This window comes from Fibrobacter sp. UWH5 (assembly GCF_900142505.1).
Classification (GTDB): domain Bacteria; phylum Fibrobacterota; class Fibrobacteria; order Fibrobacterales; family Fibrobacteraceae; genus Fibrobacter.
In genome coordinates this window covers 63,135-84,832 of sequence record NZ_FRBB01000007.1, presented here as the reverse complement: position 1 = coordinate 84,832, position 21,698 = coordinate 63,135, and the positions used below count along the sequence as shown (strand labels likewise).

Genomic DNA, 21,698 nt, shown 5'->3' with positions numbered 1-21,698 from the left:
GTAGAAAGTAATAGAATTTATGCGTAAAATTTTTGTTTTGTTGTGAAAATAATTTTTTGCATATTTTAAATAAAATGCTTAACTAGTACGTTGTATGACAAATGTATAACTAATGTATGACAACGCGAGTGTGCTCGTTGCAGTGAACCTTTAAAAAAGGAAAGCCAGACGAGACGCCTGGCTTTTTGTGTGCGATAAGAGTTTTCCTATTTCAGGATAATGCTCTTGCCGCTGGCGATACCGTTCTGCTTGACAGACATGATATAACGACCTGCCGGAACCTTTGCGGAATTCCAGTTGATGCTGTGGGAACCCGGCTGGAGGTTTTCGGTGGTGATGCTGGCGTAAGAATGGCCGTCAACACCGATAAGGTTGATTTCGACCTTGCCTTCGGAGAGCAGTTCTACATTCATGGCAGTACGGCTTATACCCTTGATTGTGACTCCAGAAGGTGCAGCAATGGGGGCGTTGACCATGTTTTCGGCAACCACGGGCTTTGCTTCAGAAGCGGCTTCCTTAGTTGCAGAGGATCCTGTCATCCATGCGATTCGGTAGTCGGTATCTACCGATCCTGAAATGATGTTCTTGATGCGGCTGATGTAATCATCGCTCAGGTTGAAGAAATTCCAGGAGTTGTTGTTACGGGTGTCTTCGTCATCAACATGCAGGGTGCTCTTGGATATATTAGATGATGCCGTGGGATTTGCGAAGATACCGTAGGTGCTTGCGAAAGGATAGCTTCTGCCGTTCTTGGTAGCTGCCGGTACGAAGCAATAATACATCTTGGCGTCTTTTTGGATTACGCTGGGTTCCATGAATCCGTATACTTTATTGCTGGGGGTGTTATCTTCGGTATCGTGATATCTAACGAATTCGTAGGATCCGCTAGGACATTCGTCGTCAAGCTTCAAAACGATGTAATCGTATGTGGCCTGGTATAAGGACATGTTGCTGACACGAAGAGGGCAATAGTAGAATTCGGGATTCTTCTTGTCGTCAATTACAACGCCTTTCGGTTTTTTTGAACCGCTACTGATTTTTGTGGCGGGATTTGTGTCTTCGGCATCAATATGAATGTAATTCTTCTTGCCGTTAAAGCCGGGACAGACGTAATCCTTGTCTACCAGCAAACCGATTCTGTTGTTGAATGTGGGGTGCTTGCTGTTGGAAAGGTATCCTCCATTGCTGCTTTCAAGGACTATGTCGTAAGGGTAGTTGTTTCGGGTATAGGGCTGGTAGCAGCGATTTGAAGATGACGGCTTGATGGAGAAGGGGTTGCCGAAATCTTTTGTCTGCAAATCACCGATAGGATACCAACCGTAATTAATGACGACTCGGTATACGTTACCATTAACTTTTTCAATTTGAGCAGGGAAGTCAACGTTGAGTTTAAAATCCTTGGTTGGGTCGGAACCATCGTTGCTTGAGAAATAAGCGTAAAGCTTTAAAGTCCAATTGGTTGTTGGAAGGTAGTTGTAGATTTGAAATCTAGGTGCGTATTCGCATTGTGCACCCTGCGAACCGTAGAAATCTACGCGGAGATTGTTGGAGGCGAAACTCATTGTTGCCGCCAGAAGTGCTGAAGCCAGTATTTTTTTATTCATTGGGGATATACTCCAAAGACCATTTCTTTGGTTAAGAAACGGTACGTTAAATAATCGTACTGTAATGAGGTACGAGAAGGTCTTTCGTTAGTTTATGAATAGAATCTTCCTAACCGATTTTTTCGTCTAACGAATCTTCTTGCGAAAATATAAGATTTTGTATAAAAATACGGACTTTGTTTTAAAAAAATATTTTTGTGGATTGTTTTGTTTATCGTGTATTTTGTATTTTCAAAAAATTTTTTTAAGTGCGATGAAATTGTTAGTAAGAGAATAATGTATAGATAAATGATTTGTTTGAATGACTGCTGTATTGATTTTTGCTAACTATGTAATACATTGTGTAGCAAAATGTTTTGTCTGCAGAAAGTTGTAAAAAATGATGGAAAATTTTTTTAGATGAAAACACATAGACAAAATAATGTGATTTTTCTAACATGAAATCGCTTTAAAAGTTTTAGAGCGTTAATCCGAAAGGGAATTACATGAAGATATCATTGTGGAAAAAGGTTGCGTTGCTTGGCTTAATTGCTTTGGCTGCATCTGTATTTGCTCAGCAGAGTAAATATGGTTATGTTGTGTAAGCCTTAAAAGAAGCGGTATCCTTACCTTTGGCAAGAACCTTGGTTAGGGGGTTGGCCCAAATAAAGAAACCATTAAGTTTTTTGCCGTTTAAATAGGCTTCTCCCAGCAGAATTCTTGAACCAAGAAGGCTATTTCCTTCGATTATCGCTTCAGCGACTGGTTCTTCGTAGAAATAAGGCTTGTTTTTGGGATAGTAATGGGCATGAACTTTGGGATGATTATTTTCGTAGGAGGCTACGTAGAGGTAGACCTTTGATGCTGCGTTCCGTTCAAACAGCTCGTGGGGAACCAGCAATTCATATGATGATTTATTGTCATCCAATTGCTTATAATAAAGTCCTGAATTAGAATAGCTGTTGTTGGATCCTATAAATTCATCTACATAGTCGCGGAGATCTGTTTGTGCGGCTGCAATTTCGGATTCAATCTTATTTGCGGGATATCCCGATTTCACAAGGATATGGCGGAGTTTTTCCTGAGCCTCTGTCAAGTCTGTAGGGAGTTGAGGAATGTCCTTGACATAGAATCCTGCGACTTTGAATTGAGGGCGTTTTGATCTCAGGGAATCTGTTGATACAATATTGGAAATACTGACCTTATGGATGTCCTTGGCTATTTCGAAAGAGTAAATCGTTGTCTTGTAAATATTCTGGTAAGCCGTGTAAATGGCTCCATCGCTTCCCATGCAAGTTTTAAGTCTCTGGTTTCCAATGCTTAATTCTTTGATAGTATCACTTTGGATGTCAAAATTTTGTAAAAAACAATCTTTTTGCAATTAAAGTAATATAGTGTATTGCTTTGTATTACTTTGTTGAGTAGAATGTAATGCAAAATAAAAGAAATTTGCATTATGTTGTACGTTTGTTGAAAAAAATAAAGATTCTTTATAAAGTGATGGTTGGGTCGAAAAGAAAGGCCTGGGATTTTATGTTTTTCCCAGGCCTTGTTTTAGCTCAACTAGGAGTTGTCTATAGATTTATTGTATTTGGTCCAAAGGCCATCAGAGATTCTACTTTTGGAATTACTCTTGGTCAATTCTTTAGGTCCATCTGCATGGAAGATTGTTTGACCGGATTGGGAATCTATAGCGAAAACGAAATCGTATGTCCAGTCAGGACAAGCGTTTCCATCTCCTTTTCTTTTATATTTCTCAATTTCAATGGCGATGATTGAATTGGGGTCGTATGGCTTAGACAGCGATCCAGTGAATCGGTCCAAATCGTTTCTTTCCAATTGGCTTTTCGAGGCGTTGAATTCAAAAGATTCGGTATATTTTTTTTCTCCGATGAAATTTATGCGGACGCTGTTATCTGTTCCTGCCCATAATTCGTCTTCGGTATGGACAAAAGCCGTTATGTTCATGATTTGCCATTCTGCATCAGGATAAGCCTTGTCATGGTAGTTTTCGTCGTATAGGGAAGTTTCTATTTCGTAAGGAATTCCTGCTGTAAGATGGGTTTTCGTTAATCTTCCGATGCAGATATGCTGGGTTGCATCGTAGAAGAACAACCTGTCGATATAGACGTCGGATTGACTAGTGACGGTGATTTTTTCAACATCCTTAAATCCAGACATGGTTTTGCCTAAAGATATTTCCTGAAATCCAAGGGTGCTTTGGTTTTGTAAAGCGATGCAACAATTCTGCGTTAAATTTGAACTTTGAATTTGGACTAATAGCGCGGAAATGGGCATTTTTAGCTGGCTTGAACAGCAGAGTGCGTGAATTCGCTTAAATCCCTTTTGTGTGAAAGGAGGAATATGTGCCACTTCCTCTGCGAAAGAGTTGTATGTATCTTTGTCTACAAAAAAGTCCCCGTTCTTAAGTACGGTTGTGGGTTTTTGGGTGATGACCTTTCGGCAATTGGATGCCGCAATAATGATGCCTGTATCGGCGTCGGTTATTTCAAGGAATGTATAGATGAGGTTGTTTTTGCCGTTCATCCAGAAATCAAATTTGACGATTTCTGCAACGGGTATTGTATTTCTCAACTGAACTTCGATGCATTCTTCCTTGCCTTTTTTGAAAACTCTATGCTTGCTTCCGATTAGTGGGAATTCGCAATTGTCCTTTGAGTTCTTGCAATGAACCTTAATGAATAATGTGTCCGAAGATCCTGCTTTCGACTCCGACGAAACTTGGAAAATGAATCTCAAGTTTCTGATTGAATGCTTGACTACCTCCGATTCAAAACGGAATGTCTCTTTGTAGTCTTGTTCTTTAATGATGTCGTTTAAACTATCTACGCCAAGTAGACAGAATTTGCCCATGTTGATGCACTGTTGGAATTCCTTGTAATCTTGATTTAGACAGGTTGCTTCCTCTTGTCCGAAGTTCCCCCAAATGTAATCAAGCCAATAGCTGAAAACACCATATTTTTTATTTGAAGATCTTCTTCTTGAAGCAACAAATTTCCTAAATTCCGGATTGTCGCGGTATTGGCTGTCAGCTTCTATGTTTGCATCTGAGAAAAGACCGTTTTTGTTGTTTAACCATGCGGGGAGATTCTTGAAGATTTCCTTTATGTTTTTTACGCATCCGTCAAAATCTGTTGCGGTGTTTTCTTGATTTATTGAACGATAAAGATAATCCGTAAATTGTTTTATAAATGGCGTAGCTTTGTCTTTGAGTTTATTCTTTATTGTCTCGACAATGAGATCAATGATGTCGCCGATAATAGGAATTTCGATTTCATCTAGAGCTTCGTCAATTGAATTGACAAGGTCAATGAACTGTGCGTATTTCTTTCGCTCTTTTTCGGTGAAGTTTCCTAAAGTAGTGTATTCGATAAATGCCTTGGCGAAGCTTATGGCGCATCGGCTGATGGCTTCGGAGGTGCTTTGTTCTAGCATTCGTTGAGTGAATTCATGCCAGGTAGAAAGCCAGTTGAGAATATATTCTTCTCTGGCCTCAACTATTTCGACGGATGATTTCTTTGATTGTAAATCTGTTATGCTTTTTTCGTACTGACTAACAAGCGTGTAAAGAATGTCGAAGTTTAAAATAGAGTCGTAATCTTCAGGAGTCTTGCTTGTACCACATTTAATTCTTGTATCGTTGATGAATTGAATTGATTCGCGAGTGGTAAAACAAATGCGAAGGAATTCGTATGGAATATCAATGATGAAATTCTCGTCGTCGCTAACTTTATGGTCTAAGTAAGATTCGACCAAGATGTGCCTGAAGATCATGCACATTTCTTCAGGGATCTTATTTATTTGTTTCTTCTCAAAACTCAAGAACTTGTCGATGAATTTGCTGAAGTCTGCGAACCATCCTTTGGCGTATTCGTTAATATTGTGGTGTCCGAACATGTCACAGGCGTAATGCATTGTGTAGCCTAGATAGAAAGCTAATGCTTCGTAGTAATCCCCCGTATTGGGGGTGAGCCTCATTAGCATGTCATGCATATGTTTGACCCAATCACCCGAGAAAGTGGGGTGGATGTCGGTCTGTCCCAAAATCATGTCTGGAAAAAAGTCGGGACCGATGGCTCCTGCCCTAAAGTAGGTCGGATAGTTCTTTAGAACTTTGTAAACGTCGTCGGGGAGCCGATATTCTTTTGCGTTTCCCTTTCCGTCGCATCCGATTTTTATTCTTCCCTCGTTTTGCTTGGCTTCCTTGATAATGAGATTTGCCATGTACACATGTGCTTTACTTTTCATTTTTTTCTCCGACGATAAATTTCTTGAAAAATTCTCTTAGCTTTTCGTTTCTCCAAAAGACGAACTCTTGGTTTTCCCATTGTTTGTATTCTGTGGGGTTGGCGGAAGTGTTGGGCTCACGACCGTCAAGACTGTACATATAGTCGATGATTTTGGGGGTAATCGGGGATTTGCGGGTTTTTGTAGATGCCGCTGTGTCAACAACCTGGCCTTTTTCACGAATGATGCTTATGAATTCGTCTTTAAGCTTGTCATCGCTGTCGGAACCTTGCAGGTTTCCGAAAAGTTTTCCGCTTTGAGCGTAAATCTCTTTGCCGATAACTTTTAGTGGTTTTCTGTTTATTGTTGCTGTACTGAAAAGTTCGTCGGCAACTTTAAGTACCTTTTTTTTGCCAATTGTTTCTGTGAGAAGCGGTTTGGCTAGCTGATTGAATTTGGCTTTTGGGGGTGTTATTTTGACTTCCTTGGTGTTGAGCAAGCGTCGTCGTAACGTGATTTGATCGATGGCTCGGAGATTTTTTAAAAGTTTGTTGGATAATTTCTGACCGTTGATTACCAGGTCGTTAGAATTTGTGATGATTTCATCTCGCATACGCCAAATGTCGTTTATGCAGTCGGCTTTTTTCTTAAATCCAATGGATTCGAAAAGGATTGTTCCTTTGTAATTCAAGATTTGGTATGAAAATGGATTGTCCTGATCTTTTTTTTCGGAGACTTTGGCGATCCATTGGTTGCATGCTTTTGAAAGTATGTTAAAGCCTTGGTCTGTGCTCATGTTTTTTTATCCTCTTTTTATACTTGCTGTATAAAATGTTGTAATTGAAGCTTGTTTGCGATAATCTATAAAGTTTTTTTTGATTTTCTTTATTTGAAATTGATGTTTTGTTTTATTTACAGACAACGGTATGAATATTGTAATACGTTGTATTAACAAATGCTAATTTACTTTCATTTCTTTTTTTTGAATGTGAATGGGAATATTTGTTATTTCCATAATTTTTTTTGATGAATAAACTGTATTTCTTTTATGAAATATTGAATGGTATTTGTATGTATTTTTACTTTATATGTTTTTTTGTTATTAGGGGAGATTTTTAAATAAAAAACGCTCGCCCTTGCACGGGCGAGTCGCTCTTTTCTATACTGATGACCTTAGTTGCAGTGACCTACTCTCCTGGATTTGTTCGGTGTTTGCTTTGTTTTCGACCAGAATCTTTCGGTATGCATCATCGCATTGATTACGTGTTTTAATATAGTATTATTTATTTCTCTTGTCAATAAAAAAGTGAATGAAATATTTTTTTTATTTTAAAAAAGGAACCCACCGGCAATAAATATTGTAATACGTTGTATTAACAAATGTTAATTTACTTTCATTTCTTTTTTTTGAATGTGAATGGGAATATTCGTTATTTCCATAATTTTTTTTTTGATGAATAAACTGTATTTCTTTTATGAAATATTGAATGGTATTTGTATGTATTTTTACTTTATATGTTTTTTTTTTGTTGTTAGGGATGATTTTTAAATAAAAAACGCTCGCCCTTGCACGGGCGAGTCGCTCTTTTCTATACTGATGACCTTAGTTGCAGTGACCTACTCTCCTGGATTTGTTCGGTGTTTGCTCTGTTTTCGACCAGAATCTTTCGGTATGCATCATCGCATTGATTACGTGTTTAAATATAGTATTGTTTATTTCTCTTGTCAATAAAAAAGTGAATGAAATATCGTTTTTATTTAAAAAAAAGGAACCCACATCACACTGGGGGGGGCATTTTATACAATAAAAAAGCTCGTCCTTGTATGGACGAGCTGTGTTATTCTATGTAGTCTTATCTCTTATGATATGCCGGTAAGCATTTTTTACAACCGTCATATTTCAGGTTTAGAGCTTTTTGCAGTGAATAGAAACCTCGTTGATGGGTTTCATAGGTGTCCATAATGCAGTCGCATCCGATTCGGTGAACTTCCATAGTGTTCTTATTGCCCACGTATTTGGGCATGGGTTCCATGATTGTTTTTATCTTCGGAAATTCGACATTTACGCCCACAATAGCTTCTTTGGAAGTTATTGTTAGCTTCTTGGCGTCAACCAAGGGGGCGTCGCATAGACCTGTGATTTCAATGGGTTCAAGGCACGGAGTGACTGTGAATTTGGGAAGGTTCGGCACGATGATCTTCTTGCCAATATAATTGGCAATCGCTGTGGCGACCTTATCTCCCAATTGGAGAACGGGGCAGCCTGTTTTGAAAATGTGGGCGAGAACGAATTCCTTGATTGCGATCTCAATTGCGTTTCTCTCTTCTCCAAGAACCAATTCTGCAGTGCAGCTTTTTAGGGAGGCTCTAGACAAGTTGATGATAACGTTGAAGAGTTCGTTTTGTCCTCTCTTTTCACTGATCTTGACGTCATCTTTCCAAGGAGTACATTTATCCGGTATCCATCCCGATGTGTCCACGTAGATTCGCCTTGTGTAGTAAACAATAGCCTTTAGGTTGATAATCATACCAGGGGCAATATTTTCGACCTTGATTCTGTTGCCAGTCATGAAGCTGAATGAAGGTTTTTCTTTCATTCGTCCAGTAACGGTGCAGACGAAGTCTAATTTGTCCAATGTGTAATCGGCTTCTACAAAGCCAAACGTTGCGAGTTTCGCAGCGAATGTTGTTATAAGGCTTTGGATGTCAAAAGCGATATCGGCAAATTTTGTTACTGCGTCGATATTGAAAGTCTTTGAAAAGCCATAGTTTTTGGGGTATCGGTTCCAAAGAAAATCAAACGTATCCGTCATTGCCTTTTGTGAAACTGCGACAGCGATGTTGCTGTTTGGCGCAAAGGGCTGAAGCTGTCCAATATTTCCGCCGGTGTGACCAAGGAAATTAAAGGCTATTGCTATTTCCTTGTTGCTGATTGCTTTTATTCCGGCAACGTCAACTTTGAATTTGTTGTTTGCGGTATCCTCAAGATACGGCAATTGGGTGTCGAATACAGGCAACTTGATAGAAAGAGGCTTTGATTCGTTCTTTAAGTAAGATGTGATTGCACCGGAGAACAACTTGGCGACATCGATATTTGCAATATCTTTATCGGAACCTTTCAAGGTAATCTTCAGTTGGTCGACTGTGCAATCCTTGAAGGAGATTTCAACATTCTTGTTTCTTTTGATGGCGTAGTTTAGAGGAGCTGTCACCTTTAAATCGGCGTCAAATTTAACTTCAAGTCCGTCCATCATCCAAATGTAAAGGCGGAGGCGTGCGTGCAGGGAAACTGTATTGTTTGCTTTGAAGTCTACAATCGGTTCTTGTAACAACTTACAGCGGTATCTTACGTTTAAGAAACTATTCAGTGTGGTTGGAACTTTTTCTAGAATGTTTGCAGGAAGGGCGTATTTGCCTTTTCCGAAATCCATCTCTCCGTTGATGGTGAGAAAGTTGCTGTAGTAAAGCGCTGCAGATGCTTCGTTAATCAAATTTTCGTTGATGACGATTACTGCGTCGTATCCTGCAGTCTTGCTTGGAGTATAATTGATTGGAGAAAATAAATTTTTCCAAAGATTAGTGCGGCGGGTTGGGTAAATTGATGATGTAGGCATTGAAAAATCCTTTTATTTTCCGATAAGAGTGTATCCGTTGAGGCACTTGCTGCAGGGTTTGAAGTCTTTGGCCAGAGCTTCGTACATGACGAAATATCCCTTTCTGAAGCATCTCTTGATTTTGTACACGTCTTCGCAACTAAAATCGTGTACAATCTTTTCGTTGGTGTCTACAACGTAATTGGGTACATCTGCTTCCTTTGCGTTAATTTCGTTTACATTGATATCGGTTTCGATAGCAATAGCGTCGCTGTCTACAGTCAACTTTGAATTTTCCAAAGACAGGGTGTACTTGTCGAAAATTTTTGCATTGGAAAGGATTAAGGAGGGGGATAGTGTGAATTCGGGGATTTTGTCAATGACGTATTCCTTGACGTATCCCATGAGCTTTGCCCAGGTGGTATCAGAGAATATAACGCCCTTATTGTCGAATTCAATTTTGAAGTCGGCATCGGTGACCTTGATGCAGACGCTTCCGTCATTCTTTTTACTATTAAATTTGAGCTTGGCGGCGGCCTTTTTAACGTTGATCTTGAATTGTTTGCCGGTATTCAGAAGGGTAGAGGGTTCGTCCTTGGTGGTACTCAATTCCTTTTTATCTTCAAACTTGGTCCAAGAATCAGGAATGATAGAACTCTTGTCTAATATGACCGTTTGAGTCTTGAGCGCGTCGATTTTGATGTTTACATTTGCGTCAAATTCCAAATTGAGCAATTCTAGGTTGCCTTCTTCGGTAAAGTTGAGTCTTGGAAGTGAACTTACCTGAACGTTGCCCTTGCACTGCATTGTCATGTTGTCGTAATCGGTTTCTGTTTTGATAAAACCTAGCGTGATGATGCGTGTTGCGATGTCGGAGGTCTTGCCCGCTGCGGCGGAAGCAAAATTGATGCTCATGTTCTCGTCAAATTCGATCTTGATGTCTGAATTTTTGTTATTCCACCAGAATTTAAGAACGTCTGTTGCCGCAGTTTCTGAAATGGCTACGTAACAATCGGTGTTGCCCAATTTGTTGGTTGCCTTGCTGATGTCGCCGACTTTGTTGAAAAAGTTGATTCCGACCATGATGGAACGGTTGTCGTAAATAAGGACGTCGCCTTGTACGGTAGGTAACTTGTCTGCGATTTCTGGAAGGCTCAGTTCGTTAAGAGGGACTGTTGTAAGGTCCAGAGTTTGGGTTTTCTTGAAGTGGGCGTTTAGGACTTCGTCAAGGATGTAGTTCAGCTTATTGAGGAATGATCTGCTAATGCCGACGCTGTTCATTGCCTTGATGTTGAGAATCTTGACTTTGTTCAAGGATAGTTGCAATGAACGCTTTGCGAAACTGAAAATGATTTTCGCATCAATAGAGAAATCAAGGGCAAAGAAGATTTCTACGCAGCCGAAATAGGTGAGCTTTGCCTGTGCTCCGAACTGCAGGTACATCTTGTTTTTGCCGGTAAAATCGACAAACGGCTCCTTGGTTAAATCGATGTCGTAGTGGAATGTGCTGTATGGTTTGAATTCTTTGCTCGGGTTCTTGACTACTTCGTAATCGCCGCTGAAATTTAATTTTCCACTATAGAATAGCAGAGCCATGGATTTGTTTAGAACTTTTTCGTGTATTTGCGCGAAAATGTCGTATCCCGCAGTTAAGCTCATTTTGTTTATCCTTTTATTATTTAAATGTTTTGTGGATAACAATTTTTTATACTTATTTTTGAGTATAAAATATCTGCAATATGTTTTGTATGCGAAATTTATAAAGATGATGGGGTTTTCAAATAAATTTTAAATGAATTAATTTTTTTTTACAATCAAAAGTATGTACGTATGTAATACATTGTTAATACAAATGCGAATTTGTAATAAATAAAATTGTTTGTGAAAGAATTTTAATGCGGTGATTGTTGGTGAGTGTGGTAAAAAAGGTGATGATGCGAATGCTTGCTAGATGTGTATTCGGCAGGAAGAGCGAAAAAGGCTCGGTCGTATGACCGGGCCTCTTGTCTAATGTTCTTTTTTTTGTTTGCTGTTTTTACTTTACGTTCACCTTGATTGTGGACGCCCCGCTCTTGCCGCTGATGCGGACTAGGTAGGTACCGCTAAGCATATTGTTCAGCTGGAGGCTGATGCTGCCAGTGGCGCGGGTTTTCATAACCGTGTTGCCCATGATGTCAAACATTTCAACCTTGAAGGCGCTGCCGTTGGGGCTGTAGATGCTGAGGGTGTTGTCCTGGCGACTGATGGTGTAGCCTGCACGGGCTGCTTGGGCCTTAGCGATGGTTGTTGTTTCGCAGTCGGAGCATTCGTCCGTTGAGGAGCTGCTTTCAGTCTGCTGGCTTGCAGAGCTTGCGCTGGTGGGCGGGAGCGGAACGTCGTCAGAGCTGGAACTGATGTCTCCGGAGGATGCGCTGGTGGGCGGGAGCGGAACGTCGTCAGAGCTGGAGTTGATGTCTCCGGAGGATGCGCTGGTGGGCGGGAGCAAAATTTCGCCAGAACTGGAACTGATGTCATCGGTAGATGCGCTGGAGGTGGGTCTTTCGATTTTTGTGCCGTTGCAACGGATGTTGTCTACGAATAGGTAGTTGTAGGTTTTGTCCTTGACTTCCCAGGAGAATCGTCCGATGTTGGTTTTGTCCAGCTCGGCCTCTTTGCCCCAGCCTACATCCTGGTAAAGGTCGCCCCAGTCGATGACGGCTGTTGTCCAGGTGCCGCTGGCGTTAACTTTTGTATGGTGATTATTGTATTCTGTGAGTTTTCCGTCAAAGTCTCCGGCCATGACGGCCTTGAAATTGTGGGCGGCTCCCTTGTATTCGTACTTGATGGCGGTGCAACTGCTTAGGTCGTAGCCGTCGTCCTTATTCAGGTTTAGTGCCAAGGTAACGTAGGGATCGTACATATAGTCGCCCTTTACCAGCTTGATATCCTGGAGTCCTGCTACATAATTGGATTCGTTTAGGTTAGGGAACGTGATGTCGTAGGCGATCTGTCCCTTGACCGTTTTGGAGGAGTTTCCTATGGTGGAGTTGGGGCTGTTTCCGTCGTCGTCCTTAGAGGTGTTGTCGGTGTAGGCAATCCATTCGCCGGGGGTGTAGGGGAAGTTGTCGCCATCTTCCAGATCGTCAATGATGTCGCTGCCGTCTTCGGCGTCCTGGGGAATGGTGGGGGTGTCAGGAATGTATTCGGGGACTTCGTATCCGCTCTCACATTCGCTGTAGGAGGTTGGGTTGCTGGAGAGGTAGCCCTTTACCATGGAACCGGAGGTTGTGTAGTAGGTTTCGTTCATCAGGGAGCCTTTGCCCTGATCGTCTTGAGTGAATGCGGCGCAGGCTTCGTTGACCTGGGAGGCGGACCAGTTGGCGGCGGACAACTCGTATGTGTTCATCCAATTTTGCCATTTGGTATTTTCTTCATTATTGATGGAGCCGTTGCCGGAGGCTTCGCATACGCCCCATTCGGTTACGAATACGGAAAGGCCTCTCTTGATGGCGTTTGCAGCGCTATTGCCTTGGTTGCTTACGGTGTGGGTGGAACCGTAATAGTGGAAGGTGTAGGCGATGTTGCTGTAGCCGGTAAGGGGGCTTTGGGCTGCGCCGCTAAGGTCTGCGGACCAGGAGGGCGTACCGACTACGATCAAGTTGTCGGAATATTCGCGGATGACGGGAATGACTTCTTCGGCGTAGGACTTGACCGTTGACCAAGTGACGAATTCATTGCTTTTTTCGCATTCATCGTCTGCGCCGGTGGCGGTATGGCAGGTCTTGGCGGGTTCGTTATAGATTTCAAAAATGACGTTGTTGTAGCCGCCGTAGGTCTGGGCCATTTTCTTGAAGAACTTTTTGGCCAGCTGGGTTTCGGTGTGGGCCGTATGGGAATGCCAGTCGATGATGACGTAGATGTCGTTCTTGATGGCAGCTTCCACTACGGTCTTGAGGAGGCTTTCCTGGGTGTAAGGGTCGGAGTCGTAGCCTTTGTTGCCCCAGTCGCTGGCGGTGCCCATGGCGAAACGGATGACTTCAATGTTCATTTCGCTGACCATGGCGTCGATAGCCTGTTCTGTATAATATTTGTCGGTGGCGTCCTTGAGTAGGCTCCAGTAAAGGCTCATACCCCTGACCTTTACTGCGTTTCCGCTTTGCCTGTTGTAATCTTTGCAGGATCCATAGATTCGGCCCTGGTTACTGGCATTCTTATCTGCCTGCAGCTGACCGTATTGGGTGACGGGGCCGATGCGGTTGGGAGTGGCGGCCATTGTGGTGGTGGCTAGACTCAATGCCAGGGCTATTCCAAAACGGAAGATGTTCATGGACTTTCTCCTTGCCTTCTGTAAATAAAACTTTTCTCTTTAAAATAATTTCTGTATGGATTGTGTAACATGAGGAAACGTCCAATGTGGAATGATTAAAAGTGTGGACATTAAATGTTGAAGTGTGGACGTCTAATTTTGATGTTTGATTTCTGTTTAGGTAGGTTTGAAGTGTATTTTTAGCTTACTTTAGGGCCTATTCTTAATAAAAATGTTGACTTTTAATTAATGGAATTTTATATTCCCTATAAAATTGGGATTTGGTTTATAACTGAAAATATTATTGTCTGGAGTATGGTCATGAAACGTTTTACCGGTTCTGTGGTGGGAATGCTGGTGTTAAACGCCGCATTTAGTTCTGCTTTGGCTGCCGATTGGTATGCCAAGGATAACTTGCAGCCTGGGCATGACCCAAGCATGATTCGCCTGGATGATGGCTATGCTCTCATGAGTACCAATAACCATCTGCAGCTCTGGACTTCCGAAGACGCCTACACTTGGAAGGATAACGGTCGTACCATGCAGGCTGTGCCGTCCTGGCTTACTCAGTACGCCCCCGGCATGGAAGACGTCTGGGCTCCGGATATTTACAAGTTTGATGACGAATACCGTGTTTATTATTGCGGTTCTGAATTTGGTAAGCGCAACTCCGCCATCGGTTATACCGCTTCCAAGTCCATGATTCCAGGTACGGCTGGCTACGGCTGGACCGACAAGGGTCATGTGTTCCACACCAAGGAAGGTACTGACAAGTATAACGCCATTGACTCCGATATTATCAAGACTAGCCAGGGTGAATACTGGATGGCCTTCGGTTCTTTTGGCTTGGGCATTCAGCTGATCAAGATTGATGGCAAGACTGGCTACCAGGCTTCCGATGACATGACTGTCTATAACATTGCCCGTCGTACAAGTACTGCCAGTGGTGGCGCTGAAGAAGGCCCGGCCCTGATTGAACATAATGGCCAGTTCTTCCTGTTTACTGCATGGGATAAGTGCTGCCAGCAGGGTAACAACATTGAGCAGACCACTTACAAAACCGCCTATGGCCGCGCAGATAAAGTGACCGGTCCTTACAAGGATAGGGCTGGTTACAACATGGCGACTGGCGGTGGCACTATCTTGCTGGAACGTTATGGTCGCTATGTGGGCCCCGGTGGTGGCGAACCGTTCCAGGATATTAACCGCGTCCGTTTTGTCCATCACTACTATGATAATGCCGGCGACAAGTACAATCACATCCATATTCGCGATGTCGTTTTCACGGATGACAACTGGGCCGAAATGGGCCAGCCTTTCTTGGGGCGTTATTTGAGTGCCGAAGTGGAACATGGTGCTTTGACTCGCGGTGTTAGCGGCGATTTGGTGATTACCTCTAGCAAGACTGCGTCTAACGGTGAATACTTGGCTTATATCAATACCGAGGGTACTGTAATTCGTTTGCCTATGAATATTCCCCAGGCGGGTGAATATTTGCTGCGCTACCGTTATGCCAATGGCGGTACGGGTGATGCTACCCACGGGGTTTCTGTCAATGGAAAAGAGCAGATTGTGAAATTGCCGCCTACGGGTTCCTGGGGGACCTTCCCCGAAAATTCTGTGGTCATGATTCCTGCTACACTTAAGCGTGGTGGTAACTTTATTGAAGTTCGCCCCGTTCCCAATGATTTCTTCTCTGAACTGGACCGCATCGATTTCTTGCGCGTGATCCGTGATACGATTCCGGGTAACGGCTTTGATAATGGTATCCGTATTCGTCTTGATGAAAATGATCAGCTAGCTATCAGGGATGGGGGCTATGCCATTTTCGAGAACGTGGTGACGGATTCCATTACAAGTACCGCGGTTCGCATGCAGGTTAAGAATGGTTCTGGCAAGCTCTCCCTGCACGCTGGAGCCAAGGACGGTAAGGTAATTTCTGAATGCGACTTGAGTAAGACCGTAAAGGCCGAAAACGGCTGGAGCGAGGTTGAGTGTTCCTCGCTGGGTGGCGAGTCCAAGTTGTCTGGGGGTCAGGATTTTTACCTTACCGCTAGCGGCCAGTCCGGAGAAGTTGTTATTGGCAATATCATCTTTAAGGCTGCAAGCGTGGAAGCTTCTTCCTCAAGTGATGAAACTGTAGAATCTAGCGACTCCGGTTGCGAATCTGACGAGGATTGCGGTACGGGTATTCGCATAAGCGAAATTGCAGGTGCTCGCTTCTCTGTTTCCCGCATGGAAGGTGTCTATAGTGTTCGCCTGAATGACTCTAACATCAATAACGTTTACCTGTTGAATTCCATGGGTCAAATTGTGGGCGTGCGCAATGTTCGTGGCTCTATGGTGGGTGCAGATGTCCGCTTTGAAAATCTGCCCAAGGGCAATTTCATTGTTCGCGTGAAGTAATTAAGGGATATGGCGTAGTTTCAAAAAGAAGTTGGGATATGGGTATAAGGAAGCATTTGGGGGTTGCAGCTTGTGCAATGGCCGCTGTGTTTGGGTTTGGCCTTGCACAGGCTGCTAATCCTTTGACTACGGATTTTTATTCTGCAGACGCTGCGGCACTTGTCTACAACGACAGCTTGTTTATTTTTGCTGGCCACGATGAACAGGGCCCTGAAGGAGCCAACAATAAGTTCTTCTTGATGAACGATTGGCATGTGATGGTCACCGATGATATGGAAAATTATCACGATTACGGTGCCGTTCTCAGTTACAAGACTTTCAAGTGGGCTGATGCCAGTGCCTTCGCAGGCCATTGCGAATATCGTAACGGAAAGTTCTACTGGTATGTGGCGGTTCATCATGCATCCATTAAACAGGATGAAGGATTTGCCATTGGTGTGGCCGTAGCAGATCATCCGTCTGGCCCGTGGAAAGACGCCATCGGTTCTGCCCTCATTACGGACCTTACTGAAAACGATGTTAAGTTGAATATCGACCCCGCCATCTTTTACGATGGGGACGACATCTGGCTTTATTGGGGCTCCTGGAGTGCTGGCCGTCGTGTCAAATTGAAAGAGAACATGATCGAGCTGGCAAGCAAGCCCGAAGATATTGGCATCAAGGATTTCTTTGAAGCTCCCTGGATGCACAAGTTTCGCGGAAACTACTATTTCAGTTACGCTTCCGGTTATCCGTCTACCACAAACTATTCCATGGCTCCGACCATTAACGGCCCCTGGACTCAGAAGGGCGTGATTAACGCCAAGGAAGATAATTCCGAAACTAACCACCAGGCCATTTTCAAATATATGGGCCATTGGTACTTTATGCATCACGGCGCCAATTCTCCAGGCGGCTGGACTTATCGACGTTCCGTGAACATTGATTATCTGTATTACGATCGTGATGGAAACGTTCAGAAGATTGTACGTACCGCTGGTGTAGACAAAGTAAATAATGCCCTTGTAAAGGATGGCGGTTATCGTCTTACGGTAAGCCATAGCAACTTGGCTTTACAGGATGATGGGGATATGGTTGTTCAGCAGACTGCTGATGAAACTGCAGATAATCAACTTTGGGTAATCGCTCAGGGGAAAACCAAGCGTCACTACACTTTGCAGAATTATGGTACCAAGAAGTATTATTGCCCGTCTACAACCTTGCTGGATACGGTTCGCACCAGCGCTACGCCCTGCGAAATCCGCATTGAGAATGCTTCTGAAAAGAAGGGCTACTTCCTGTTTGCCAATTACGATGATGATTATCTTGGCGACATCCTGAATATTTCCAAGGATCCTGGCATGCCCTTGATCACCTGGGTTCGCACTGGAACTGATAATCAGAAGATTCAGTTTAAAGCTGCTGAATTGCCTAAGGATCCTGAAAGTTCTTCTTCTGACGTAGTTCCGAACTCCTCTTCCAGCGTCATTCTGAGCGGTAGCGAAGAATTCAGTAACTGTGAAAATTCCAGTGACGAAAACTGCAAAACGGGATTGCGTTTGAAGGTCGAGAAACCTTCTATGAACTACGACATGTCTGCCGGGATTGTCCGCTTGGAAAATGATTCTCATTGGACCATCTTTACCTTGAATGGCAATGTCGTCCAGTGCGGATTCGGTTCTCGGATTGCGTTGAAGAGCATGCCGAAGGGAACATATCTTGTGCGAGTTGGACGCGAAACTTTGAAGATTGTAACTCCCTAACTTATGATTCTTTAGCGAATGGGCCTGCTGAAAAATGCAGGCTCTTTTTTATTGTTTCAAGTGACTCGCGGTACCAAGGCCTCCGGCAATGAATACCTGGGCTATATCAATACCAAGGGCTCCAAGATTCACCTGCCTATGAACATTATGCAGGCTGGCGATTATCTGCTGCGCTATCGTTACGCCAACGGCGGTACAGGTACCGCTACGCATAACGTAACGGTCAACGGCGTGGCTCAGGATGTTAAGCTTCCTGCAACTGGTGCCTGGGGAGAATTCTCGGAAAAGTCTGTAGTGTTGATTCCTGCCACACTTAAGCGTGGCGGCAACTTCATTGATGTAAGTCCTGTGCCCAATGGTTCCAACTTTGCGGAACTGGACCGCATCGACTTCCTCCGCGTTATCCGCGATACCATTCCCGGTAATGGCTTTGATAATGGAATCCGCATCCGTTTGAACGAAAAGGATGAACTCGCCATGAAGGATGGCGGCTACGCCTTGTTCGAAAATGTGGTTACTGATTCCATTGCCAGCAATTCAGTTCGCGTTCAGGTGAAGGGTTCTTCTGGTAAGTTGACTCTTCGCTCAGGCTCCAAGTCTGGTGCTGTGCTTTCTGAATGTGACTTGGGCAAAGGAATTGCATCTGCTGGTGGCTGGAATGAAGTGGAATGTTCCGCTCTTGGTGGCGACGAGAAGCTGGCTGGCGTGCAGGATTTCTTCCTTACTGCAAGTGAGGTTTCTGGCGAAGTGGCTGTGGGAAACATCATGTTCAAGTCGAAGGCGGTAGAATCGGAATCTAGTTCTAGTGAAAACGCGGAATCTGGCAACACCGAATGTGTTGTTGATGATGGCGAGTGTGGAGGTTCTGCTATTCATGCGAAGGTTTGGCCGGTGGAAGCTCGCTATACGGTTGCCCGCATGGGTGATACTTATAGCGTTCGCTTGAACCGCAATGGTTTCCAGAATGTCTACCTCTTGAATTCCATGGGACAGGTGAAGTAACCTGTTGCCGAGAATTTTAAGATTTCCTAATTTTAAGCTATACGGGAGCTGGTTAAACCGGCTGAGAGGAAATTTCGCCTGGTAGCCGAGTTGGCGCCGCGTAGATTTCGACCGCACCTGATTTGGATAATGCCAACGGAGGTATGATGATTAAAGTAAATGGTATTGACATCGAAGCAGACGGAACCGTTTTTGCTGGCAAGACCGTCGCGGAATACCTTTCCACCACAAATTTTGACTGCAAGCGCATCGCTGTTGAAAAGAATGGCGATATTGTGCCAAAGGCCAAGTATGGCGAAACTCTCCTTGCAGAAGGGGATTCTCTGGAAGTTGTCAGTTTTGTGGGAGGGGGCTAGTTTGGAACCGCGCATGCCCTCACGAGAGGAAATGCTCTCTGCCTTGGTGGAACGACAAGGTGCTGAGAATGTGGCGAAGTTGCAGGCGGCAACGGTTGCTGTTTGCGGACTTGGCGGTCTTGGTTCCAATGTGGCTATTTCCTTGGCACGTGCCGGCGTAGGCAAACTTATCCTTATTGATTTTGATTGCGTTGACGTGACCAATTTGCACCGTCAGCAGTACAAGGCTTGTCAGGTGGGAATGCCTAAGCCTGTTGCCTTGGCAGAAAACCTTCGTGAAATTGCACCCTATATTGAACTGGAAGTTCATCAGGCCCGAGTGACGGAAGAAAACCTGATGGAACTGGTAGGGAAGGCCGACATCGTTTGCGAGGCCTTTGACAATGCGGAGTGCAAGGCCATGTTGGTGAACGGTGTTCTGGAAAGCAACGCCGAACGATCTGCAAATGCTGCGGAAGGTTCTTCGCCAACTTCGAAGAGTGCTGCGCAGTTTCTGGTGGCGGCCTCCGGAATGGCTGGCTTCGGGGATGCCAACAGCATTCAGACCCGCAAGGTTTCCAAGAAGTTTTATTTGTGCGGCGATGGCGTCAGTGATGTAAATGATGGGGTAGGGCTTGTGGCTCCCCGCGTCATGGCCTGTGCTGCCCACCAGGCGCAAACCGTAGTGCGCTTGATCTGTGGAATGGAGCCAAAGTAGTCCCACTTTTTTATTTTTCAAGAAAAATGTTGAAGTGTAGCTGGTTTCGTAACCCTCGCACCTCGAAGCTGCGAAGCAGCGACCTCAAACCTCAAAGCGCCTTTGGCGCGCCCTAATATATGGAAAACGATAAACTTGTTCTTGGCGGTCATGAGTTCAACTCCCGCTTTATTCTCGGTTCTGGTAAGTACTCCCTGAAGCTGATTGAGGCTGCGGTGCAGTACGCCGGTGCAGAAATCATTACCTGCGCCGTTCGCCGTGCCAATACCAAGGAACACGAAAACATTCTGGATTACATTCCCAAGAGTGCAACCCTGTTGCCCAATACTTCTGGCGCCCGCAACGCCGACGAAGCGGTCCGCATTGCACGCCTTGCCCGCGAACTGGGCTGCGGCGATTTCGTGAAGATCGAAATCATGCGCGACTCCAAGTACCTGCTGCCGGACAACTACGAAACCATCAAGGCTACTGAAATTCTTGCCAAGGAAGGCTTTGTTGTGCTGCCTTACATGCACGCCGACTTGAACGTGGCACGCGACCTGGTGAATGCCGGTGCCGCAGCAGTGATGCCTCTGGCTGCTCCCATCGGATCCAACCGCGGTCTTTCCGCCAAGGATTTCATCCAGATCCTCATCGACGAAATTGAACTTCCCATTATCGTAGATGCTGGTATCGGTAAGCCGTCCCAGGCTTGTGAAGCTATGGAAATGGGTGCCGCTGCTGTCATGGCAAACACCGCTCTTGCTACTGCCGGTGACTTGCCTCGCATGGCCGCCGCCTTCAAGTCCGCCATCGAAGCTGGCCGCAACGCTTACCTCTCCGGTATGGGCCGTGTGCTGGTTCGTGGTGCCGCCGCCAGCGATCCCCTTACAGGATTCCTCCGCGACTAAGGATCTTTATATGAATCGTTTTTCTACCGCTATTTTCGTTCTTACCGTCGCGGCTGCAGCCTATGCGACTACTTGTCTTGATGCATATCGCTACGCTGATATGGGTGTTCATAGTTACATTCAAGTGTACGATGCGTATGTAGATAGCTCGTATCAATATTGGGCCGATGATGACTTCGTAATGTCAAAATATGAGTACGAGAATGGTGCAATATCCAAGATTACCAGGAATGATTCTGGTAAAGAAGTTGCTCAACAAATCAATATTTTTAATGATGATTCAAAGTTAAGCGGAACTGGAGAAGAATACTACTATCAGAAAAGTATCAACGGGGATACGATTTCGGTTTTATTCAAAATATTTGAAGACGGAAAGGAAATCGTTTTTTATGAGGCAAAATATTTTTCTTCGGGAATGACTCTTTATGAAAAAGAGTATAGTGAAAAGTATTGTGAAGAAGGGTCTTGCTATTCGGAGCTTAATGTTTACACGTATATAAGCAATGATACTTTGTATGATATTGTGGTTCAATCTTATGAAGATGGCTATTTGGACACAACACAGCATGAGATTGTAATTTTAGATTCTCAAGATCCCTTAAAATGTTCTGTGTGGTCTTATGAGGATGAAGATAGGGAATTCTACGAACACACAAAAATAGAAGTCATTGATGATGAAGGTGGATTTGTTGTTGTTTCTACGCGATTACACGATGGATATTTAAGAAAAGATTTTTTGCGTTATGTAGATGGCAAAGTTCCTGAAAATTGCGAGACGACTTCTGTCAAACGTCGTTTCATTTCAAAGCCTTCATCAAATAAAATGTTTATGCGAGATCTTAAAGGTCGTAAGCAGAACAAACGCGTACCTTATCACGTTATCTTTTAAGTGGTTG

Annotated in this window: 14 protein-coding genes and 1 riboswitch; of the genes, 7 read left to right on the top strand and 7 right to left on the bottom strand. The window is 44.0% G+C overall.

Annotation, left to right across the window (positions count from 1 at the left end):
* Window positions 1-206 precede the first annotated feature (206 nt).
* From BUB38_RS07905 to BUB38_RS07870, 7 genes are all read right to left on the bottom strand, one after another.
* On the bottom strand, window positions 207-1,604 hold the full coding sequence (locus BUB38_RS07905) for a hypothetical protein (protein ID WP_139258321.1): 1,398 nt from the start codon (window positions 1,602-1,604) through the stop codon (window positions 207-209).
* A gap of 571 nt (window positions 1,605-2,175) precedes the next feature.
* On the bottom strand, window positions 2,176-2,874 hold the full coding sequence (locus BUB38_RS07900; RefSeq protein ID WP_073159311.1) for a hypothetical protein: 699 nt from the start codon (window positions 2,872-2,874) through the stop codon (window positions 2,176-2,178).
* A 272-nt stretch (window positions 2,875-3,146) separates the two neighbouring features.
* Window positions 3,147-5,852 (bottom strand): zinc dependent phospholipase C family protein, encoded by a 2,706-nt coding sequence (locus BUB38_RS07895; RefSeq protein ID WP_073159302.1) that lies wholly within the window; start codon window positions 5,850-5,852, stop codon window positions 3,147-3,149.
* The gene (locus BUB38_RS07890) at window positions 5,842-6,627 is read right to left on the bottom strand and encodes a hypothetical protein (protein ID WP_073159300.1); all 786 of its coding nucleotides are present in this window, start codon (window positions 6,625-6,627) and stop codon (window positions 5,842-5,844) included. Before BUB38_RS07890 ends, BUB38_RS07895 begins: the two co-directional genes overlap by 11 nt.
* A gap of 1,057 nt (window positions 6,628-7,684) precedes the next feature.
* Window positions 7,685-9,445, bottom strand: a complete 1,761-nt coding sequence (locus tag BUB38_RS07885) for a hypothetical protein (protein ID WP_073159298.1) — start codon at window positions 9,443-9,445, stop codon at window positions 7,685-7,687.
* A gap of 12 nt (window positions 9,446-9,457) precedes the next feature.
* Window positions 9,458-11,020, bottom strand: coding sequence for a hypothetical protein (locus BUB38_RS07880; protein WP_073159296.1), 1,563 nt, complete (start codon window positions 11,018-11,020; stop codon window positions 9,458-9,460).
* Between the two features lie 439 nt (window positions 11,021-11,459).
* Window positions 11,460-13,730, bottom strand: coding sequence for a cellulase family glycosylhydrolase (locus BUB38_RS07870; RefSeq protein ID WP_073159292.1), 2,271 nt, complete (start codon window positions 13,728-13,730; stop codon window positions 11,460-11,462).
* Window positions 13,731-14,030: 300 nt separating this feature from the next.
* Between BUB38_RS07870 and BUB38_RS07865 the strand changes: the two genes are divergently transcribed.
* The 7 genes from BUB38_RS07865 to BUB38_RS07835 all read left to right on the top strand — a co-directional run bounded on the left by BUB38_RS07865 (window position 14,031) and on the right by BUB38_RS07835 (window position 21,691).
* Window positions 14,031-16,115, top strand: coding sequence for a family 43 glycosylhydrolase (locus tag BUB38_RS07865; protein WP_254794907.1), 2,085 nt, complete (start codon window positions 14,031-14,033; stop codon window positions 16,113-16,115).
* Between the two features lie 77 nt (window positions 16,116-16,192).
* Entirely contained in the window at window positions 16,193-17,857 is a 1,665-nt protein-coding gene (locus BUB38_RS07860; RefSeq protein WP_073159290.1) for a family 43 glycosylhydrolase, read from the top strand.
* 18 nt (window positions 17,858-17,875) lie between these two features.
* Window positions 17,876-18,859 (top strand): carbohydrate-binding protein, encoded by a 984-nt coding sequence (locus BUB38_RS07855; protein ID WP_073159288.1) that lies wholly within the window; start codon window positions 17,876-17,878, stop codon window positions 18,857-18,859.
* A 31-nt stretch (window positions 18,860-18,890) separates the two neighbouring features.
* A riboswitch (TPP riboswitch) is annotated at window positions 18,891-19,022 on the top strand.
* The gene (gene thiS, locus BUB38_RS07850) at window positions 19,006-19,215 is read left to right on the top strand and encodes a sulfur carrier protein ThiS (protein WP_170932259.1); all 210 of its coding nucleotides are present in this window, start codon (window positions 19,006-19,008) and stop codon (window positions 19,213-19,215) included. Its footprint overlaps the riboswitch before it by 17 nt.
* 13 nt (window positions 19,216-19,228) lie before the next feature.
* Window positions 19,229-19,912 carry a thiamine biosynthesis protein ThiF gene (gene thiF / locus BUB38_RS07845; RefSeq protein ID WP_175547655.1) on the top strand — a complete coding sequence of 228 codons (684 nt, stop codon included), beginning with the start codon at window positions 19,229-19,231 and terminating at the stop codon, window positions 19,910-19,912.
* Window positions 19,913-20,031: 119 nt separating this feature from the next.
* On the top strand, window positions 20,032-20,802 hold the full coding sequence (locus BUB38_RS07840; protein ID WP_073159283.1) for a thiazole synthase: 771 nt from the start codon (window positions 20,032-20,034) through the stop codon (window positions 20,800-20,802).
* Between the two features lie 10 nt (window positions 20,803-20,812).
* Window positions 20,813-21,691 (top strand): hypothetical protein, encoded by an 879-nt coding sequence (locus tag BUB38_RS07835; RefSeq protein WP_073159281.1) that lies wholly within the window; start codon window positions 20,813-20,815, stop codon window positions 21,689-21,691.
* Window positions 21,692-21,698 lie beyond the last annotated feature (7 nt).